The organism is Lysinibacillus sp. NPDC086135, assembly GCF_044746345.1.
Lineage (GTDB): Bacteria > Bacillota > Bacilli > Bacillales_A > Planococcaceae > Lysinibacillus.
On the sequence record NZ_JBIVCA010000006.1, the window covers coordinates 39,102 to 58,002 of the forward strand.

The window sequence follows — 18,901 nt, forward strand, 5'->3', positions numbered from 1 at the left end:
AATTTGTGCATTCCCCCCACTATGTTAGAAAAATAAACTTAATATGAAATAAATAGCTGCCGCCATGACTGCGGAAATTGGCATGGTGATTACCCATGTTGTCACGATTTTTCGTGCCATGCCCCATTTAACACCTCTTACACGGTGTGCTGTTCCTACTCCCATGATAGATGAAGAAATAACATGTGTTGTAGAAACTGGTAAATGAATTAATGTTGCACCGAAGATGATGGATGCAGAAGCAAGGTCTGCTGCAACCCCATTTACTGGACGGATTTTCATAATCTTGCCACCGACTGTTTTGATGATTTTATAACCACCTACAGATGTACCAAGACCCATTGCACATGCTGCTGCAAAACGTACCCAGAAAGGAATGTCATCTGTGTGATGCAAGCCTCCTGCGATTAAAGCGAGCGTAATAATCCCCATCGCCTTTTGCGCATCGTTTGTACCGTGAGTAAATGATTGTAAAGCTGCTGTACCAATTTGCATTGTCCGGAAGCCTTTATTCGTTCGATATAAATTCATATCCTTAAATAGTACTTTGAATAAAGACATCATTAAGAAACCAGCTGCAAACGCAAGTAATGGTGAGAAAATAAGCGCTTGAATGATTTTTATAAAGCCACTGTAGTTCAAGGCATTAAAGCCGGCTGCCGCGATTGCAGCACCTGCCACAGAACCGATCAATGTATGCGATGAACTAGATGGAATTCCAAAGTACCACGTTACTAAATTCCATGTGATCGCTGATAATAATGCCGCTAAAATAACGACAGAACCTGTAGTATCTCCAGTAAAAGTATTTAAGCTGAACGGGTCAACAATATCCTTTGTTAATGCTTTTGCTACCCCAACGAATGTTATAGCTCCGATGAAGTTCATAATCGCAGCCATATAGATTGCTGTACGTGGCTTTAAAGCCCTTGTTGATACAGAAGTTGCGATCGCGTTGGCTGTATCATGGAAGCCGTTAATAAAATCGAACACAAGCGCGAATATAACGACTAATATTGTTATCAGTAATATCGTATCCATTTCGTACTCTCCATCTTACGCGTTACGCATAATTATTGTTTCAATTGTATTAGCTACAGTTTGACAGTAGTCTGCAATATCTTCAAATTGTTCATAGATACTCTTGAATACCATGAGGCGCATCGGGTCTTTTTCTTGAATAAATAATTGCTTCATTGATGAGCGGAAAATTTCATCACATTCACGCTCATAGTCCTTAATTTGAATAGCATGTTTACGCATTTCAACAAGCTTTTTACTATTTAATAGCTCCATTGCTTGGACCATTTCATCTGTACTTTTCGCAATATATGTTAAGAATTGGCGCATCGGGTCTGTAACTTCTGTTAAATTGTACATGTCAAAATGAGCAATACAGCCTTCCATTCCATCAATAACATCATCTAACTTATTGGCAAGTGATAAAATATCTTCACGCTCGATTGGTGTCATAAATGATTTATTAAGCATGACGATAAGCTCGTGAATCAATTTATCTCCACTTGTTTCATATCGCTTCATTGTGTCTGCGATTTCTTTTAGTGAATCTATATTTTCAATACGTGCGTTATGAGCGTAATAAATACCTTCTTTAACGTTTTTAGAAATGTTTAATAATGCTTTGAAAAATGGATCTTGCTTGTTTGAGTTGAACATCATGTTCCTCCTGTTGAATGAATATTGTCGATTTCTGCAATCATCATAACAAAACTTTCACATAGTTCTACAAATTTTTAAAGATAAAATAGTTGAATTTACAAAAATGTAATATAAAATTCGCCACAATTATTTTTAGGTATTTTTCCAAGTTGAAAACGTTGGAAACTCGATAACAAAAAATATCAATTTTCCTTAAAAATCACCGTTTTTTCTTTTATTTTTATAAAAATACTTGAAAAAACAATTTTTTCTTCATTTTTTCTTCGTTTTCAATGTTAAGGAATTGTAAACGATATTTACATGATGAAAGATAAACTCCATTGTCATTTATTGCAATTCGCAGTACTGTTATAAGAAAAGTTTATCTTACAAATAAGGATGTGAGTATCATACAAATGGACATCGATTTACTATCACTTGTTATCCTTTTAGTACTTGGCTTTATCGCATCCTTTTTAAATGCGATTGTCGGTGGCGGAGGATTAATTTCGTTACCTGCGCTTTTGGCTGTTGGTTTACCCCCAAGTACAGCTATTGCGACAAACAAACTCGCCAATACAATTAGTAATGGGACTAGCATGTTAACTTTTTTACGAGCTGGTAAAGTTGATGTGAAAAAGAATAAAAAAATAATGCCTTTTATTTTTATTGGTTCATTCATTGGTGCATATACGGTGCATCTCGTATCTCCAACTATTTTAAAGCCTCTAATGCTTGTTATGCTCGTACTAGTAACAGCTTATACGGTTTTCAAAAAAGATTGGGGTCAAAAACCTGAAGAGCGATCATTAAGTACTCTTAAGAAAATAGCCTTCGTCGGCGTTTTTGCTGCTGTTGGCTTTTACGATGGTTTCTTCGGGCCTGGTACTGGTTCTTTTTTTATTTTCCTTTTATTAATGATGGGAAATGATTTCTTACAAGCAGCGGGAAATGCAAAAGCCTTTAATTTCACATCGAACTTAGCCGCGCTTGCTATGTTTTTACTATTAGGAAAGGTTAATTTTGTATACGGTCTACCTATGGGCTTCGTTATGATTTTCGGTGCGATAATGGGGTCAAAATTTGCGCTGAAACGTGGGACAAAAATGATGCGTATTATTTTTATCATCATGACTTGTACATTAATTGTCAAAAATGCATGGGATTATTTCATCACCCATTAAGTAAAGTACTACCAATTTCATCAATGAAATTTATCAGCCAATTGACAAAATTTATTAGCGTGCTATAATTCTTTTAGGCTTCACCGCGTTGAAGCGAAGAAGTAACAAGTAGGAGGATTAGTATGTTTCGAATAGAAGCTAAGAGTAACCCTCGATTTATTGAGGCAAGCTTTATAATATTATTAATAATTGCCATGATGGCGCTCAGTATTGGGTTTTTAAAAGCAACACCCCATATACCTATTTTTCTTGTCATTTCACTTTTAATTGCCTATGGATTACTAAAAAAAGTTCCTTTTCGTGAGCTTGAAACTGGTATGATTGCTGGTGCAAGTGCTGGACTTGGGGCAGTTTTTATTTTCTTCTTTATTGGTATTTTAATTTCGAGTTGGATTATGGGTGGCACAATTCCAACACTTATCTACTACGGCTTTTTAACTGTTTCACCAAGTTTTTTCTTTGCAATCGTATTTTTGATTTGTAGTATTGTTGGTGTTTCTGTTGGTAGTTCTTTAACTACTGTAGCAACTGTGGGCGTTGCCTTTATGGGAATTGCTGGTGCAATGGACATCTCTTTAGCGATAACGGCCGGTGCAATTGTTTCAGGAGCTTTTTTTGGTGATAAAATGTCTCCGTTATCGGATACAACAAATCTTGCATCTGGTACGGTTGGCGTCGATCTTTTCGAGCATATTAAAAATATGGGTTGGACAACGATTCCAGCATTCGTAATCTCATTCGTCCTTTATGCAATATTATCACCAACAGAAGCAAATACTTCATTTGAAACAGTTGAGCAATTTAAAGATGGATTACTGTCTACTGGACTTATTCATTGGTATACATTATTGCCAATTGTTGTTCTTGTTATTATGACTTTTTACAAAGCGCCTGCACTTATCACACTCGCAGTCGTCTCAATTCTTGGTGTCGGGCTTGCCTACATACAAGAACCGATTGCACTATCGAATGTCTTTAAAATCCTTTTTGAGGGCTATGTATCTTCTACAGGGAATAAAGGCGTGGATGCATTACTGAGTCGCGGTGGTATGAACAGTATGCTATTTACAATTTCCTTAGTCTTATTAGCTTTAACAATGGGCGGTCTATTATTTACGCTCGGCATTATTCAAAGTATTTTAGCGAAGGTAGAGAGCTTATTTAAAAGCGCTGGCTCTGTCATTACAGGAGCTGCCATTACGGGGATTGGTGTTAACACATTAATTGGTGAGCAATATTTATCTATCCTACTTACTGGTGAAGCTTTTAAAGCACAGTTTGCAAAGGTTGGACTTGCCCCTAAAAATCTTTCCCGTGTTATGGAGGACGCAGGTACTGTAGTCAACCCTCTTGTTCCATGGAGTGTTTGTGGTATTTTCATTGCTAGTGTACTAGATATACCAACAACAACTTACTTGCCCTTTACCTTCTTCTGTCTACTCGGACCAATTTTGACGATTATCTTTGGTTGGAGCGGTAAAACATTAACGAAGCTTGAAAAATAAGATTGGTAGCTGATGAATTCGTCAGCTACCTTTTTTAAGAGTCCGATCAAGGTGGTACTTTAATATCTAAAACTATGGAATTAATCTATTATTACGGAAAACCATTGGATAGAATGAAAGCTGTCACAAAAGTCACTTTTATGACAGCCCTTTTCATTTTTTACTTGCACAATAAAATGGCAGTGTTTGTTATTTAAAAACAACTTCTATAACTGTTGATTCAATTTTGTTTCCATCCTTGTCTTTAGCTTCAACAGTTAGGCTTGTGCCTGCCTTTTTGGCTTTAATCTTCACTGTGAATTTGCTTTTGCTTCCCCTAATAATGTTTCCCCGTTCTTGTACAGTAGCATTCTTTTCAGTTGTACCTGTAACTGTTTTAGGTTTTACTGTTACTTTATCTATTTCAAGGAGCTTTTAGGTGCAGTGAAATTTGGCATATTTGTTAAAGGAAGCAGACTAGAGATATAACCATAGCTGCCTAGTTGGAGATAGTTTAGTAGATTTGCTTGCACAAGGAATTTTGGATGTAGCAAAAGTGATTTAGCTCATCCGTTAATATGAGAATTTTCACGAATCTGATGGTAATGTAATTTGCTGATAAAGGAACCCATAAAATAACAGAAGAGTATGTTTTGAAATAATTGTTCAAAACATACTCTAATTTTTGCCCTGCTGATTACTTAATTTTGTTGTTACCTTTTGTCCCAACAAGTATCTTAGTCATTTTTTTCATTGTCCTTTGATGATAAAAAGTCTTCTAATGCCTGTTTGTTCTTATCTAAGTCAATATCCAAGACGTCACCTACGTTGACACGTTTGTCTTCATAAGCATCTGCAACAGGAATTCGTAAAGTGTCAATACCTTTAGAGTTTCCTTTTACTATCCCTTTTGCAATTGTAAGGATTGTTTTATTATCAACATTTGTATCAATGTAGGAATCTGCAACGCCAAGTATTTTTGGCAAATTCATTAAGCTCGAAACACCGATTTGTTCTTTCACCTTACCCAAAACCTCTTGCTGGCGTTCCACTCGCCCAAAATCACTTAAGCGATCGTGACGGAAACGTACATAACCTAATAACTCGTTACCATGTAAAACTTGTTCCCCAGGATGTAATGTCATACCAATTCCATGAGACATTTCATAAGGAATATCAACCTCTATCCCATCAGGTGCTAAAAGATCTATAATTTTAGGGAATCCTTTAAAATCTACAAGAGCGTAGTAATTTACATCAATATCAAAATTTTGCTTAATTGTTTTCCTTACAAGTTCAGGACCTCCTAAAGCAAAAGCAGCATTTATTTTATTCATTCCGTGATCTGGGATGTCGACATACGTATCCCTCATAATCGAAACAAGTTTGACATCATTTGTCGTTTGATCATAGTGTGCAATCATTAAACTATCCGATCTACCATCCTCGTCTCTAGCGTCACTTCCCATTAATAGCACATTAATCTGACCAAATTGCACATCAGCTCCTTCAAATGGGTCAAACGCCTTTTCGTTATCTTTTAAATGACTATCGTCGGCCATAGCCAATCCGCTATTATATTGATAAACCCCATAAATAATCCCTGCTACGATTACTAATGCGAATGCTAAGAACAAATTCCTTAGCCATTTACGGCCCTTTTTGCTTCTTTTCATAAATAAATCCACCTATCACTTAAGTCTAAGTTAGTTTTTTAGTAATGCCTTTGTAGTAAGTTGCACAGCTATTGCATCGTCTAGATAACCAATAGGAAATAAATAATCCGGTATAACATCTACTGGAATAATAAAATATAATAATGTACTTCCAATTAAGGTTAGTTCAAAAATGGTTCCCTTCCCCAATGTAAACTTCTCATATAACTCTTTTAATTTGCTTATAAACGGCCCAATGCTTCCTACACTCTTAATTTTTTCGTCAAAATCCTTAAGAATTGAATTTTTCCCTTCTTCTGTTTGCGCATAGAGTCCATAGCTTTCTAGTTTCTGTTCAACATGAGACACCGAAAATTCATCATCATAAACATTAGAAGATTTAAGAAGAGATTGTATTGCGTCAACAGAGGTATGAATATCTGAATCTGATTCTGACTCTTCTTGTCTCTGTTCAATTGGGTATCCTGCTGCTTCAAAAAGATTGATTAAAGGAACATCAAGGCAGTCTGCAAATTTTTCTAAATGTTGTGGTGTCGCATTTCTCTTACCATTTATTATCCGTGAGATCGTAGCTGTGTCGATTCCAGTAAGTTCACTAAACTTCCGCATAGATAATGAACGTTCTTTCAATAACCCTCTTAGCAATAAACCAAGTGTACTGTTTCTCTGTTCAGCCATTTTCGATTCTCCCTTCTTACAGACTAAAGTAGTTGTCAAACATGAAATGATCATTCTCAAGAAGTGTATAATTACGTTGACATTTTGTCAACAAATTAATTAGAAGAAAGCAGCAAAAGCGATTATTATCAACATTACTCCACTAATTATTGTTCCAAATTGCCCTACAGTAAATGAACCGATCCGAACATCTGCTACTTTACTCCCTAACTTGACACCTAACCAAACAGTAATAAAACTCCCAATTGCAGCAAGTATCGAGATGACAAGTGGTGAAAGACCAAGTAGACCTGCACCTACACCATTCGTTAATGCATTCGCCGCTAAGGCAATGCCGAGAAGTACAGCCTCTCCCCATCCAATTTCCCCAGACTTATTGAATTGAGCTTCCTCGGGATTTCTTAAAATATCTTGAACATTATTATTAGCATTGTTTCCATTCACTTTTGAAGTTTCTTGTTTCCGCGGTTTCGCCAAAAGAATAATCCGAATTCCGATTATACATAATAAAATCGCTCCGATGACGACAGGAAGCATACCTGGAAGAATTTTTGACAGCCATACTCCAAATGTAATGCCTGCCATACTCATTAGAAAACAAATGACCGAAATTAAAATATTTTTATCAAATCTAACATTTATCTTTCGAATGCCGTAAGAAAGTCCGACACCCAAATTATCAATACTAGATGAAAAAGTAAAAGCCAAAATGATTAACCAAGTCATCATACCACATCCCTTATTTTTTTATATCATATTACTCGTATTGACAAATGGTACCTATTTATCCGAAAAACGTTGACAAAAAAACAACATTTTTTTGGTAACACAATAAAGTGTGCGAATGAAAAAAAAATATTGGCTTTCAGCGGTTTCAATGAACCAATTAAGCCAACGGGTATTAGTCAGAAAGTGGTATTGCATTATTTACAGCGTTTATCCCTTCTATATTCCAATATGGAATCAAAGCTGATCATTTTACGCACTTCTGTTCAATTAAACTTTTTGGTAAGCTCAAAGAAAGGAGATGAGGGGAAATGACAACCATATGGAATGCCAATTTATATGATCAAAAGCATGGCTTTGTTTCAAAATTTGGAGGGAGCTTAGTAGATCTGCTTGCACCACAAATAAATGAAGAAATTTTAGACGTAGGTTGTGGCACAGGTGATTTAGCGCATGAAATTGCAGCTCTTGGTGCCAAAATTCAAGGGATAGATGCCTCTCATGACATGATTATCGCTGCACAGCAAAAATACCCAGACATTACGTTTCACACAATGGATGCTACCGTCCTTAACTTGACAAATCAATTCGACGCAGTCTTTTCAAATGCGGCATTACATTGGATGAAACAGCCGGATGAAGTCATTCAAAATATTTACAATGCACTGAAACAAGGGGGTCGTTTCGTTGCTGAAATGGGAGGTCACGGTAATATTGCTTCTATTGTTTGGGCACTGCAAAAAAGTATGGAGGAATTAAAACTTTCTTATATTGAGGATTACTTCCCGTGGTATTTTCCAACTTTAGAAGAATATCAGTCGAAATTAGAAGGCGCTGGATTGACAGTTGAAATGATTACGCTATATGAGCGCCCAACACCGCTTCTAGGCGAAGACGGGTTACGTAATTGGCTAAAAATGTTCAGTAATAATATGCTAAAGCATTTATCAGAAACTGATAAAGAACAGATTTATGCAAAATCCGAAAAATTATTACAGTCAGAATTTTATCAGAATCATCAATGGTTTGCTGATTACGCTTTGTTGCCATAAAAAAATAACAGCCCTTTCACACATGAAATCGAAAGAAAGCTTTGATGAATAACGTAGCATGTAAAAACGCTTGAAAATATCCAAGCGTTTTTCTTTATTTTTATTTAATTCCAGACTGCATTTCGTAATTTCTAACGAGCATTCCGTTTGATTTTAACATTCCTAACTTCTCATAATAAGGAACTAAGTCATCATCACAACATAAATCAATCATATAGATATCTTCAAGTTCCTTTAACATTTGTTTGACTAATTCCTTGCCAATACCTTTATTTTTATACTCCGGCAAAACTTCAAGGAACGGAATGTAGGCAGATAAAACGCCATCGCTAATCGCTGTTATAAATCCTACTACTTGATTCGTATGATCATCTAAAGCAATGACTATCTTACTACTGTTTGTTAACAGCTTTAAGTGAGTTTGTGGATTAGGCGGATTCGGCCAATCTACAAAAAAGCCATTCAACATTTCAGAAGAAATTCCATCAAGAGAATTTTGGTATATCAACTTATATCAACTCCTAAATTATTTTTTAATTTTTAGGTAGATGATATTAAAAATAAAGTAGCAAGATTGCAAACCTCCAAACATTTCTAGGATTACTATAAGATATTCGATTTCAAGTTCTTAAAATCCTTCTTTTTGTACTTTTTGATTAAATTCAAGGAATAAATCTTGGTTATATCCAGTAATTTAAGTAAACAAAAAGAATATATATTTTCATTTAGTAATATACGTTCTCCCATATCATTTTGAGGATTTAATGGATTTACATGTACTTTTAGCAAACTTCTAGTTTTCAAACTACATTAATTAATGTATTCCATTTCGACGCTTTTTATTTATTTTTTTAAATGGTGCTTTTGCTATCATTACCTCTTCTGACAGAATATCATTTGTTGGAAATTTCTCTTGCTTTGGCTTCATTACATTTAACTGCTTCGTCAGATTCATCAAGCATTAGTTCTCCCATATTAGGACAATAGGTTTGCTTATTTTCGTTTGTTGGATAACCATCTTTTGAAGCACTTTCCTTAGTAGGTATATCTAGATACGAGGCGTTATCTTCTGCCTTTGTTAATGTTTCTTGTTGTGAACAACCGACTAATAAAAGAAATAAAATTACTGCAAAGATAAAATAATTATCCCTCATTTTCTCCCACATATATTTAAGAAACCATTTTATTCCATTAAATAACTCTGTTAGTTGAATAGCAACAATCTTTTCGAAAACCGCCTTAATTTAAAGTAAAAAAACCCCTTCACAATCATGATTTCACTCAAATTGTGAAGGTTCATAAAAACATTCTATCTATCATGAACGAGGGATTAAAATCACCAAAACACCAATCAAACAAATGCCTGCCCCAACGAAATCCAAGATGTCTGGTTTTTTCCCGTCGATTCCCCAGCCCCACAAAATGGAAAGAACAATAAAAACACCTCCATAGGCAGCGTAGACTCTTCCAAAGGTTGGGAAGGACTGAAAAGTAGCGACAACTCCATATAAAGCCAACACAATCCCGCCTATAACTCCCCAATAAAATGGTTTACCTTCTCTTAACCAAAGCCAAATTAAATAGCCACCCCCTATTTCGCCGATTCCTGCGAGGATAAATAATAATGTTGCACTAATCATTTTTTTCACTCTTTCTGTATATGTTTAGTCTTTTAGTAAAGGTATTTCATTCAACAATTATTCAATCATATCTCCCCTCCTTTAGATAAAATATGGAGATGGATTTCTATTTCAATGTTTAAAGGCTCTATAAGCGATTTAGGAAGCAAAAGCGCATCTTTCTCTTTAAATCAATCCCCAGTATGTATCGTATTTGCTACGCCTATAATAATCAGCATCTCACGAAAATTTTCTTTTTTCGCTGCAACGTTTCCATAGACACGCCTCTCTAGTTTTTCATTCATTATATCGAATTCTATTTACGTCTTGAAACATTTTCTACACAACACTAACGCCGTAGCATAATTGCGTTCGGAATTGGCTTTGTGCTTAGGCCTGCAGATGTTTTTTGCGCGAAAGCGTAGCGGCAGCGGCAGATGTCTTTTGTGCGAAAGCGCAGTGCTAACGTAGCGTCAGCAACAGATGTTTTTTGCGCGAAAGCGTAGCGGCAGCGGCACCGATGCAGGTCAGTTAGCCGTTATCGCATGGATGCGAGGATTTTAGGCTAACATCTTTATTAACTCCTTTCCGATTTCCGTGACATCCGCCGGAGGCTTTAACTTATTGCAGCGGATGTTGTACACCTGCTGCAATAAATTAAAAAAGCAGTTGAAGTACTACTATTTCTTGTATCTTCAACTGCTTATTATCTTGTCTAATAGTACATGACTAGCTGGACGTACAAGGGCGTTTCCCTACTCTTGTAGATCTGTTAATATCACAACATTTGGATGCTTTGTTAAAACACTTGCTGGCACATCTTCAGTATAGTCAGAAGCAAGTACATGTTTTAAAACATCACGTTTTGCATCTCCAACAGCGATTAACAAAATGCATTTTGCGCGCATAATGGATTGAATCCCCATCGTTATGGCTTGCGTTGGAACTTCATCGATTGAATCAAAGAAGCGTGCATTTGCATGGCGAGTTGATTGTTCAAGCGTTATCAGATGTGTCAATGAATCAAATGGTGTTCCTGGTTCATTGAAACCGATATGGCCATTTTGTCCGATACCAAGCAATTGAAAATCTAACGAATGCTGTTGTAATAGTGATTCATAGCATGCAGCTTCCTCTGTAGGATTATCAGCTAAACCATTTGGTAAATAGGATTCTTTAAATGGTTTATGGCGAAATAAATGTTTATCCATATAAAACGCATAGCTTTGATCATGTTTAGCACTTAGTCCAACATATTCATCTAGATTAAAGCTAACACAATTGGAAAAATCAACCTCAGACTCACAGATTTTAGAATATAGCGGTTCCATTGTACCACCTGTAGCTAAACCAAACGTTGTAGCACCGTTATTTTTTGCATTCGTTATAATGTCTACTGCACGAGCGTATAAATCTTTTCTGGAAGAATAACGTTCTAATTTCAATTCTAGATGCCCCTTTACTCAAATTTTTAATCGTTAAAGCTCAATTACTTGTAAATCACATTTCAAAAGTTGTAATCTTCCCTCAGAAGTATTGATGTTCATGAATCTCTTGTTTATTACTTTTTAATAGAAATAATATTATTAGAACCAGCTCGTTGGAAACCGGATTTTTCAAGTGTAACTTCTCGTCCAATTAAACTTGTGAATACAATTGGTGTGACGATAGAAGGTACTTTGTCTTTAATGATCTTAAAGTCTACTTTTAATAACGGATCACCCCGTTGAATTAATTGCCCCTCTGAAACTATCATTTCAAACCCCTCACCGTTTAGCTTGACAGTATCTAATCCAACATGAATTAGTATTTCTACACCTGTATCGGATTTTAAGCCGAAAGCATGCTTCGTTGGGAAAATCATGATTACTCTTCCATCAAACGGTGCATAAACCGTACCATCTGTCGGATGAATGCCAAAACCCGGTCCCATTATACCTGATGAAAAGGCTTCGTCAGGCACTTCAGCTAACGGTATTAAATCACCTGTAATGGGCATTTCAAAATCATCTGAAGAAATTGTTGCTTCTGCTACAGTCTCTTCAATAACAGATGGATCTTGCTGTAAAGAAATATTTGCAGGAGTTGGGTTACCTTTTTTCAGGCGATCTTTCATAGCTTCTGCTAAAAATTCTACTGATGTACCGATAATCACTTGTACGTTTGTCTTATTAATTCGCATAACACCACGCGCACCCGTTTGTTTTAACATTTTTTCATCCACCCGATCCACATCGCCAACAGTCATACGAAGACGGGTTGTGCAGTAATCAACTTGCTTAATATTAGTTGGTCCTCCTAACGCTTCGATTGTTTTGTAAGCTCGAACATCTAAATCGTTAGCTATAGCTGAATCAACTTCCGTTCCGTCCTCCTCTTCATCTTCACGACCAGGCGTTTTTAAGTCTAATTTCTTGATTAAGAAATAAAAAATGACGAAGTAAATAGCTCCAAAACCTAATCCCAATGGAATTAATAGCCATGGTCTATCTGCTAAACCAAAGTTTAATAGATAGTCAATTAAACCTGCTGAAAAACCGAAACCATCACGGAACCCAATAATATAAGAAATCGCAAGCGAAATACCTGTTAATACAGCATGGATACCATAAAGTATAGGTGATAAGAACATAAAGGTAAATTCAATCGGCTCTGTCACGCCTGTTAAGAATGCTGTTAACGCGATGGATACAAACATACCACCGACTACTGCACGTTTTTCCTTTTTCGCTGCAAAATACATCGCAAGACACGCTGCTGGTAACCCAAACATCATGATTGGGAAGAAACCTGCTTGGAAATGTCCTGCTGTTGGGTCTCCGGCTAAAAAGCGATGGATATCCCCTTTGACCAGTTCACCTGCAGCATTTGTAAATTCGCCAAAGTCAAACCAGATGATTGTATTAATAACATGATGTAGACCGACTGGAATTAATAAACGATTGAAAAAACCATACATTCCAACTCCAAGTGATCCTGCACCAATAAACCAGTTCCCTACTGCATCGATTCCACCTTGAATTGGTCCCCACACTAAAGCTAAAATACTAGCTAAAACCGCCATTGTAATAGACGTTATAATGGGTACAAATCGCCGTCCTCCAAAGAAGGATAACCATTCTGGAAATTTAACATTATAAAATTTGTTATACAGTAAACCTGCTGTAACACCAGCAATAATACCGCCAAATACGCCCATATTTAAGTCTTTATTAACTGCCCCTAAGACTGCGACTAATATAAGATGGGCAATGGCACCTGCTAACGCAGCACCACCACTATTATCGTGCGCAAAGCCTATAGCAATACCGATTGCAAAAATAATGGGTAAATTACCTAAAATAGCATCACCTGAAGCAGCCATAATGCTTGCAATATAATGCACAACGTTATTCGGTACTGCACCAAGCATATCATCAGAGCCTAAACGTAATAGTAATGCAGCTGCTGGTAAAGTAGCGATTGGAAACATTAACGACCTACCGATTTTTTGTAAGAAAGCTAACAATTTTCCGCCTCCCCCCTAGGTATAGTTGTCTATACCAATTATTGTACTATCTATTATATTCTTTATCTAGAAAAAAATAACCAATTTTCAGAATTTTCTATTTTCATAACTTATATTCAACCGCATATCTTTATGTATCTGTTTTATTTTGGATAAATTTATATTCTAAAATTGTCTCATCCAGACAAAAAAAGCACCTACAATTGTTAGTTATATTTCTAACAATTGAGGTGCAGTTCATGAAACAGCTAACGCATTTTTATGCTGTTACATCACGTTTCATAAATGTCATATAGCTGATCGCAAGGAAAATTACAGCGTAAATCGCAAGAATTGTGAGTGAGAATGGCATTGTCATACCATCTACTATAAAATTGCCTTTTTCATACTGTGTTAAATCTGAATGTGTTAGCCAAATATATTTAACGATTTTAAATCTGCTTAGGAACATCACAATCATTCCACCTGTAAAAGTTAAGAACATCGTTAAGCCAATCGCTAAAGAGCTTGAACGGAAAACTGAGCCCACTAAGAAAGCAAACAATATTGACATGACAAAGCTTCCGCCAGAAAGTAAATAGTGATAAGCTAAATCATTCCATACTGCTTTTTCAACAACTTGACCGTTGACCATTTCTAGCTCAACACCAGTTGAACCGCCAAATAGTATCAGTCCAACAAGAGCACTTACTACTACATTGACAACAAACAATAAGAGTCCAAATATGAAAGTTGTAAGTAATTTTGACGTTAATATTTTTGCGCGCGAAACCGGACGCGTTAATAGCATTTTAATCGTACCAGTAGAGAATTCACTAGATACAATACTTGCTGCAGTAATAACTGTAAACAATGTCACTAAAGTCAGCATGCTACCTGTAAATGACATAAAACTCTCTATGCTTCCATCTACTTGTGACGGCACATTATTGGCTAATCGATACTCCGAAATAGCAATTTGTTCCTCAAAGTATTTTTTATCTTCTGCCGATATATTGTCATCGTTCAGAAACTCTTTATTATTATTAATGGCCTTTTGTTCACTTTCCTGCCACGTTATATCTTCTGTTATTTTTGTATCAAAGTATTTCAGCATAATACCTGGACCAATAATAAAGAGGATAACTAGCGCGGCCATTACCCAAGTTCCTTTTTTATGCCATAATTTCATCCATTCATTTTGAATTAGCTTCAGCAATTTGGCCACCTCCTGTCATTTCTAAGAATTGATCCTCTAACGTTTTTTGATGCGGTTGTACAGCAAATAATTGAATTCCTTCATTAACAAATTGCGAAATGAGTTTCGGTATATCCTCTTTCTTTATTTCCACCACATAACCGTTATTTTCTGTCACAAAGTTGTAATCAAGCTTTTGTAGAAGTGCTGCGGCCTGATCATTTGGTGTAGCTTCAATATAATAAAACGAAGAAGTTTCAACGTTGATATCACGAATATCAATGAGTTTGCCATTTTGTATAACAGCTACTCGATCACACATTAACTCAATTTCGGATAATAAATGACTGGAGACAAAAACAGATACTCCATCCTCCGCTGCAATTTTACGTAAATACATACGAAACTCTCGGATACCTGCTGGATCCAGACCATTTGTTGGTTCATCTAAAATTAAAAATTTTGGTCGATGAAGTAGTGCCTGGGCAAGTCCTAAACGCTGACGCATCCCTAACGAATACGTTGATACCTTTTCATGAATGCGTTTCTCAAGACCAACTTGTTTAACGACCTCTTCAATACGCTCTTTTGTCACGTTTTTATGCATACGCGCAAAGTGCAGTAAGTTTTTATAGCCCGTCATAAATTTATACATTTCCGGATTTTCTACAATTACGCCGACCTTACTAATCGCTTCTTCATAATTCTCCTTTAAAGAAATACCATCAATAATGACTTTCCCCTCAGTTGGATGCATTAGCCCTGTCATCATACGAATTGTCGTCGTTTTCCCTGCTCCATTCGGTCCTAAAAATCCAGTAATTTGACCTGGATATAAATCGATATTCAATTGCTGAATCAATTGCTTACCACGAATGGTTTTTGAAATATTTTGCAATTGAACAATAGGTTGTGTTGTCATTAATTTCACCCTTTCTTATAAAATGCCTTCATCCATTGCACAGCATCCTTATTCGACATATCTCGAATCGTCTCTACTTCCTCATGTGCAATAATCGAACCATTTTGCAATAAAATGATTTGATCTAAAATAGGCTCTACTTCATATAATTCATGTGTTGATAATAAAATTGTCTGATGTTCAATATCAGTAAATTGAATTAACCCTTTAATGAGCTGTTCACGAACAATAGGATCAAGACCAGAAAATGGCTCATCCATTACATAATAAGGTACTTCTCGCCCAAGAGTTGCGGCCATTTTCATTCGACCACGATTCCCCTTTGATAATTGCCGTAGTTTCACACTTTTATCAACCTGTAAAAACTCCGCAACAATACATGCCTTATCATACGAAAAATCTTCGAATTGAGAAGCATAATGCTGAAAAAGCTGCTCACCTGTGTAAAAATCAAAAAATAAATCAATATCTGGTAAATAAGCAATTTTATCAGCACTTCTACGTGTAACAGGTGTTCCATTTAGCAATACTTCACCACTTGATGGACGTAATATGCCTGTCAACACTTTTAATAGTGTCGACTTGCCACTACCATTTTCTCCAACAAGCCCAATGATTTGTCCAACCGGAAAGGAAAAAGACACATCTTGTAGAATAGGCTTTTTCATATAACGAAAAGAAACATTCGATAACTGTAGCATTTATTTCACCTCACGATTTATTTTGTAAAACAACGAGCATCTCTTCCTTTGAAAATCCAAGTGCTTCAATGGAAGTTAAAAAATGATCTGCTAATTGTGTTTTCATTTCTTCGCGTAAAAGCGCAATTCGCTCTTTATCAGTTGTAATAAATGTACCTTGACCTCGTTTGGTTTCCGTTATATTCATCGCTTCTAACTCCTTGTACACCCGTTGCACAGTATTTACATTAACACCTGTTTCCACTGCATATTCTCGAACCGAAGGAAGTCGATCCCCAAGCACTAACTTCCCTTTCAGAATGTCCCCACATATCCTATCTACGAGCTGACTATAAATGGGCTTATCACGTGAAAAGTCGATTGTCATCGTAAAACCACCTTTTCAAACCACTTTGTCGCTATGATAAATAAGATGGCTACCAAAATAAAAGTTGCTACTTCATCTACGATATACATTGTGCCCCAACTTAAATTCATTGTTGACGACTTCGGGAAAAATGGTTCCAGACCCGTTAATGGAATACCAATATGATGGAAAATATTATCATATAATTCGCTTTCTGTAAATTTGAACCATAAATTCAAACTGAAGAAAAAGGTAAACATCGTGATAACTACAGAAAAGTTACCAATTAAGTGTTTCATCTGAAGATTAAATGTAAAAAATAGTAGCACTATCACAAACATCATCAATTGGAAAATAACAATAATTGACACAACAAGCATAATCAATAAAAAGATTTGGGCGAAGTTTCCTATAATCTCTTCTTTGATATTGTATATAGCTATACTTACAAAGATAAAATTGAAGATAGCGTATCCTATTAAGGAAAATACAATTTTCACACCTACAAGCTGTGCAATGGAACTAGTTGAATGCAGCCAGATCTCTTTGGTCCTTAAGTCATTACGAATACTAACTAGATATTGTAATACCGAAAAAAATACACCTAACATAAGTACTAATATCGAAAAGAAAAATGGCAGCTGGTTTTCCATCGTAAATTCACCACTAAAACGCCTAATTAAATATGGAACGATTATTGACAGCATGATCCCAATAAAAATTCCACTGAATAGCCATGCCCTATAAAGCATCCATTCCTTTTTCAACAGCCCTGCAAAATTTTTCAACATAAACACCTCGAGTCATAGTGTGCTAGTTAAATAGTACACTATGACTTTTAAGTTTGCAAGTATTAAAAGCAAAAAAAGGAAGAACCTTAAAAATATAGGCTTCTTCCTTCAGGTTGTAATGCAATATATACATCTTCTGCAATATTGGAGGTGATTTCCTGAGGGCGTCAAGTCTTCACTCGAATCAACTAATCCACATGACAGACGTTTTATCACCCAACTTTTTAGTTTTATCGATTAACTTTTGCGTTTTATCACCTAACTTCTGAATTTTATCGACATCCGCCTTCTAAAGAGCGGTAAGTCCTTAATATTGTGTAAAATTCTATACTTTGTCAAATTGTCCAGCTTATGTTGGAATTCGCCGCTAAAAGTGTGAGTTGCGCCGCTAACCAAAGGAAGAACGCCGCTAAAACCCGAAATTCCGCCGCTAACCCAGCAAGGAACGCCACTAAAACTTGAAATTCCGCCGCTAACCAAGCAAGGAACAGTCCGCTGAGCCTCTTGGGTCGACAGGATGTTGATCACGAAGGCATTATCACAGGACGTGATGCTTTTAGTCTTCGTTCCCCTGATGCTCGATCCAGGGTCTCATTCAGCGTTTGTTGATCTAACAACTCATATCCCTATTTCCCACATTTTCTCCGTTACTTTCCCTACTCTGTCATCAATATTCGTTCCGTCAAACTTTGGAAGCTTTACCTCACTTACGATTTTTCCATCTCGCATAAACAAAACACGCTCCGTCCGCGCCGCTACCTTTGCATCGTGAGTGACAAGCATAATCGCAGTTACGCCCGCGTTAATTTCGGAAAAGATGTCCATGATCTCCTGTGCTGATTTTGAGTTAAGAGCACCTGTTGGTTCATCTCCGAAGATGATTTTCGGGTTGTTCAAAAGCGCTCGACAGATCCCTGCTCGCTGTAGCTGCCCTCCCGAAACTTGTGTAATGTCGCGCATTTCAAGCTCCTCTATACCTACCCTCTTCATAAGTGCTCGTGCCTTCGCTGATATTTTTGCAACATTTTTTCTATTCTCCCGCATTAATGGCAGAATAATATTATCGAGAATATTTAGATTTTTAAGCATCGTTGGCTGCTGAAATACAAAGCCCATTTTAGTTCTACGAATATCTGAAAGTTCAACCTCTCCGACGGAAGATAAATCACTACCATCAAAAATAACCTTTCCGCCATCAACGCTGTCCATGCCGCTCAGCGCAAACATTAGCGTTGATTTTCCCGAGCCAGAGGGTCCCATTATCGCTACAAACTCACCCTCGTTTATGTCAACGGACGCTCCGTCGAGAACATTGCACTTTTCATCGCCCTCGCCGAAAGATTTTACAATATGTTCACCGATGATAATCTTCTTCATA

Annotated in this window: 20 protein-coding genes; 3 read left to right on the top strand and 17 right to left on the bottom strand. The window is 36.5% G+C overall.

Annotation, left to right across the window (positions count from 1 at the left end; genetic code table 11):
- Positions 1–24: 24 nt before the first annotated feature.
- Entirely contained in the window at positions 25–1,041 is a 1,017-nt protein-coding gene (locus ACIPKN_RS09975; protein ID WP_142507818.1) for an inorganic phosphate transporter, read from the bottom strand.
- A 15-nt stretch (positions 1,042–1,056) separates the two neighbouring features.
- Entirely contained in the window at positions 1,057–1,677 is a 621-nt protein-coding gene (locus ACIPKN_RS09980) for a DUF47 domain-containing protein (protein WP_132363005.1), read from the bottom strand.
- Between the two features lie 398 nt (positions 1,678–2,075).
- On the opposite strand from ACIPKN_RS09980, the gene ACIPKN_RS09985 reads away from it, so the two are divergent.
- Positions 2,076–2,843: a sulfite exporter TauE/SafE family protein gene (locus ACIPKN_RS09985; RefSeq protein WP_142507819.1), complete on the top strand. Its 768-nt coding sequence runs from the start codon at positions 2,076–2,078 to the stop codon at positions 2,841–2,843.
- Between the two features lie 122 nt (positions 2,844–2,965).
- Positions 2,966–4,348 (top strand): Na+/H+ antiporter NhaC, encoded by a 1,383-nt coding sequence (nhaC, locus tag ACIPKN_RS09990; RefSeq protein WP_400935614.1) that lies wholly within the window; start codon positions 2,966–2,968, stop codon positions 4,346–4,348.
- A gap of 189 nt (positions 4,349–4,537) precedes the next feature.
- Here the strand turns inward: nhaC and ACIPKN_RS09995 are convergent, their stop codons facing one another.
- From ACIPKN_RS09995 to ytaF, 4 genes are all read right to left on the bottom strand, one after another.
- Complete coding sequence (locus tag ACIPKN_RS09995; RefSeq protein ID WP_400935888.1) at positions 4,538–4,750, bottom strand: Ig-like domain-containing protein; 213 nt, start codon at positions 4,748–4,750, stop codon at positions 4,538–4,540.
- Between the two features lie 314 nt (positions 4,751–5,064).
- Positions 5,065–6,003 (bottom strand): LCP family protein, encoded by a 939-nt coding sequence (locus ACIPKN_RS10000; RefSeq protein ID WP_400935615.1) that lies wholly within the window; start codon positions 6,001–6,003, stop codon positions 5,065–5,067.
- Positions 6,004–6,033: 30 nt separating this feature from the next.
- Positions 6,034–6,681 carry a DUF1232 domain-containing protein gene (locus tag ACIPKN_RS10005; RefSeq protein WP_400935617.1) on the bottom strand — a complete coding sequence of 216 codons (648 nt, stop codon included), beginning with the start codon at positions 6,679–6,681 and terminating at the stop codon, positions 6,034–6,036.
- Positions 6,682–6,780: 99 nt separating this feature from the next.
- Positions 6,781–7,410, bottom strand: coding sequence for a sporulation membrane protein YtaF (gene ytaF / locus ACIPKN_RS10010; protein WP_185903405.1), 630 nt, complete (start codon positions 7,408–7,410; stop codon positions 6,781–6,783).
- A gap of 308 nt (positions 7,411–7,718) precedes the next feature.
- Here ytaF and ACIPKN_RS10015 point away from each other — a divergent pair, with 308 nt between their 5' ends.
- Positions 7,719–8,459: a class I SAM-dependent methyltransferase gene (locus ACIPKN_RS10015; RefSeq protein WP_400935620.1), complete on the top strand. Its 741-nt coding sequence runs from the start codon at positions 7,719–7,721 to the stop codon at positions 8,457–8,459.
- A gap of 100 nt (positions 8,460–8,559) precedes the next feature.
- Here the strand turns inward: ACIPKN_RS10015 and ACIPKN_RS10020 are convergent, their stop codons facing one another.
- From ACIPKN_RS10020 to ACIPKN_RS10070, 11 genes are all read right to left on the bottom strand, one after another.
- Positions 8,560–8,967, bottom strand: a complete 408-nt coding sequence (locus ACIPKN_RS10020; RefSeq protein WP_248718782.1) for a GNAT family N-acetyltransferase — start codon at positions 8,965–8,967, stop codon at positions 8,560–8,562.
- A gap of 385 nt (positions 8,968–9,352) precedes the next feature.
- A complete protein-coding gene (locus tag ACIPKN_RS10025; protein WP_400935622.1) occupies positions 9,353–9,613 on the bottom strand; it encodes a hypothetical protein in 261 nt (86 codons plus the stop codon).
- 162 nt (positions 9,614–9,775) lie between these two features.
- A complete protein-coding gene (locus tag ACIPKN_RS10030; RefSeq protein ID WP_100544371.1) occupies positions 9,776–10,099 on the bottom strand; it encodes a YnfA family protein in 324 nt (107 codons plus the stop codon).
- 734 nt (positions 10,100–10,833) lie between these two features.
- Complete coding sequence (locus ACIPKN_RS10035; protein WP_400935625.1) at positions 10,834–11,523, bottom strand: glucosamine-6-phosphate deaminase; 690 nt, start codon at positions 11,521–11,523, stop codon at positions 10,834–10,836.
- A gap of 116 nt (positions 11,524–11,639) precedes the next feature.
- Positions 11,640–13,586, bottom strand: coding sequence for an N-acetylglucosamine-specific PTS transporter subunit IIBC (gene nagE, locus ACIPKN_RS10040; RefSeq protein WP_400935627.1), 1,947 nt, complete (start codon positions 13,584–13,586; stop codon positions 11,640–11,642).
- Positions 13,587–13,845: 259 nt separating this feature from the next.
- Positions 13,846–14,784 (bottom strand): ABC transporter permease, encoded by a 939-nt coding sequence (locus ACIPKN_RS10045; protein ID WP_400935629.1) that lies wholly within the window; start codon positions 14,782–14,784, stop codon positions 13,846–13,848.
- Complete coding sequence (locus ACIPKN_RS10050; protein ID WP_400935631.1) at positions 14,762–15,685, bottom strand: ABC transporter ATP-binding protein; 924 nt, start codon at positions 15,683–15,685, stop codon at positions 14,762–14,764. Before ACIPKN_RS10050 ends, ACIPKN_RS10045 begins: the two co-directional genes overlap by 23 nt.
- A gap of 5 nt (positions 15,686–15,690) precedes the next feature.
- Positions 15,691–16,386, bottom strand: a complete 696-nt coding sequence (locus ACIPKN_RS10055) for an ATP-binding cassette domain-containing protein (RefSeq protein ID WP_132362901.1) — start codon at positions 16,384–16,386, stop codon at positions 15,691–15,693.
- Between the two features lie 10 nt (positions 16,387–16,396).
- Positions 16,397–16,753 (bottom strand): GntR family transcriptional regulator, encoded by a 357-nt coding sequence (locus ACIPKN_RS10060; RefSeq protein WP_400935633.1) that lies wholly within the window; start codon positions 16,751–16,753, stop codon positions 16,397–16,399.
- Complete coding sequence (locus ACIPKN_RS10065) at positions 16,750–17,523, bottom strand: hypothetical protein (protein WP_400935635.1); 774 nt, start codon at positions 17,521–17,523, stop codon at positions 16,750–16,752. The genes ACIPKN_RS10060 and ACIPKN_RS10065 overlap by 4 nt, the downstream gene beginning before the upstream one ends.
- A gap of 618 nt (positions 17,524–18,141) precedes the next feature.
- Positions 18,142–18,900, bottom strand: coding sequence for an ABC transporter ATP-binding protein (locus tag ACIPKN_RS10070; protein WP_400935637.1), 759 nt, complete (start codon positions 18,898–18,900; stop codon positions 18,142–18,144).
- Between the last annotated feature and the right edge of the window lies 1 nt (position 18,901).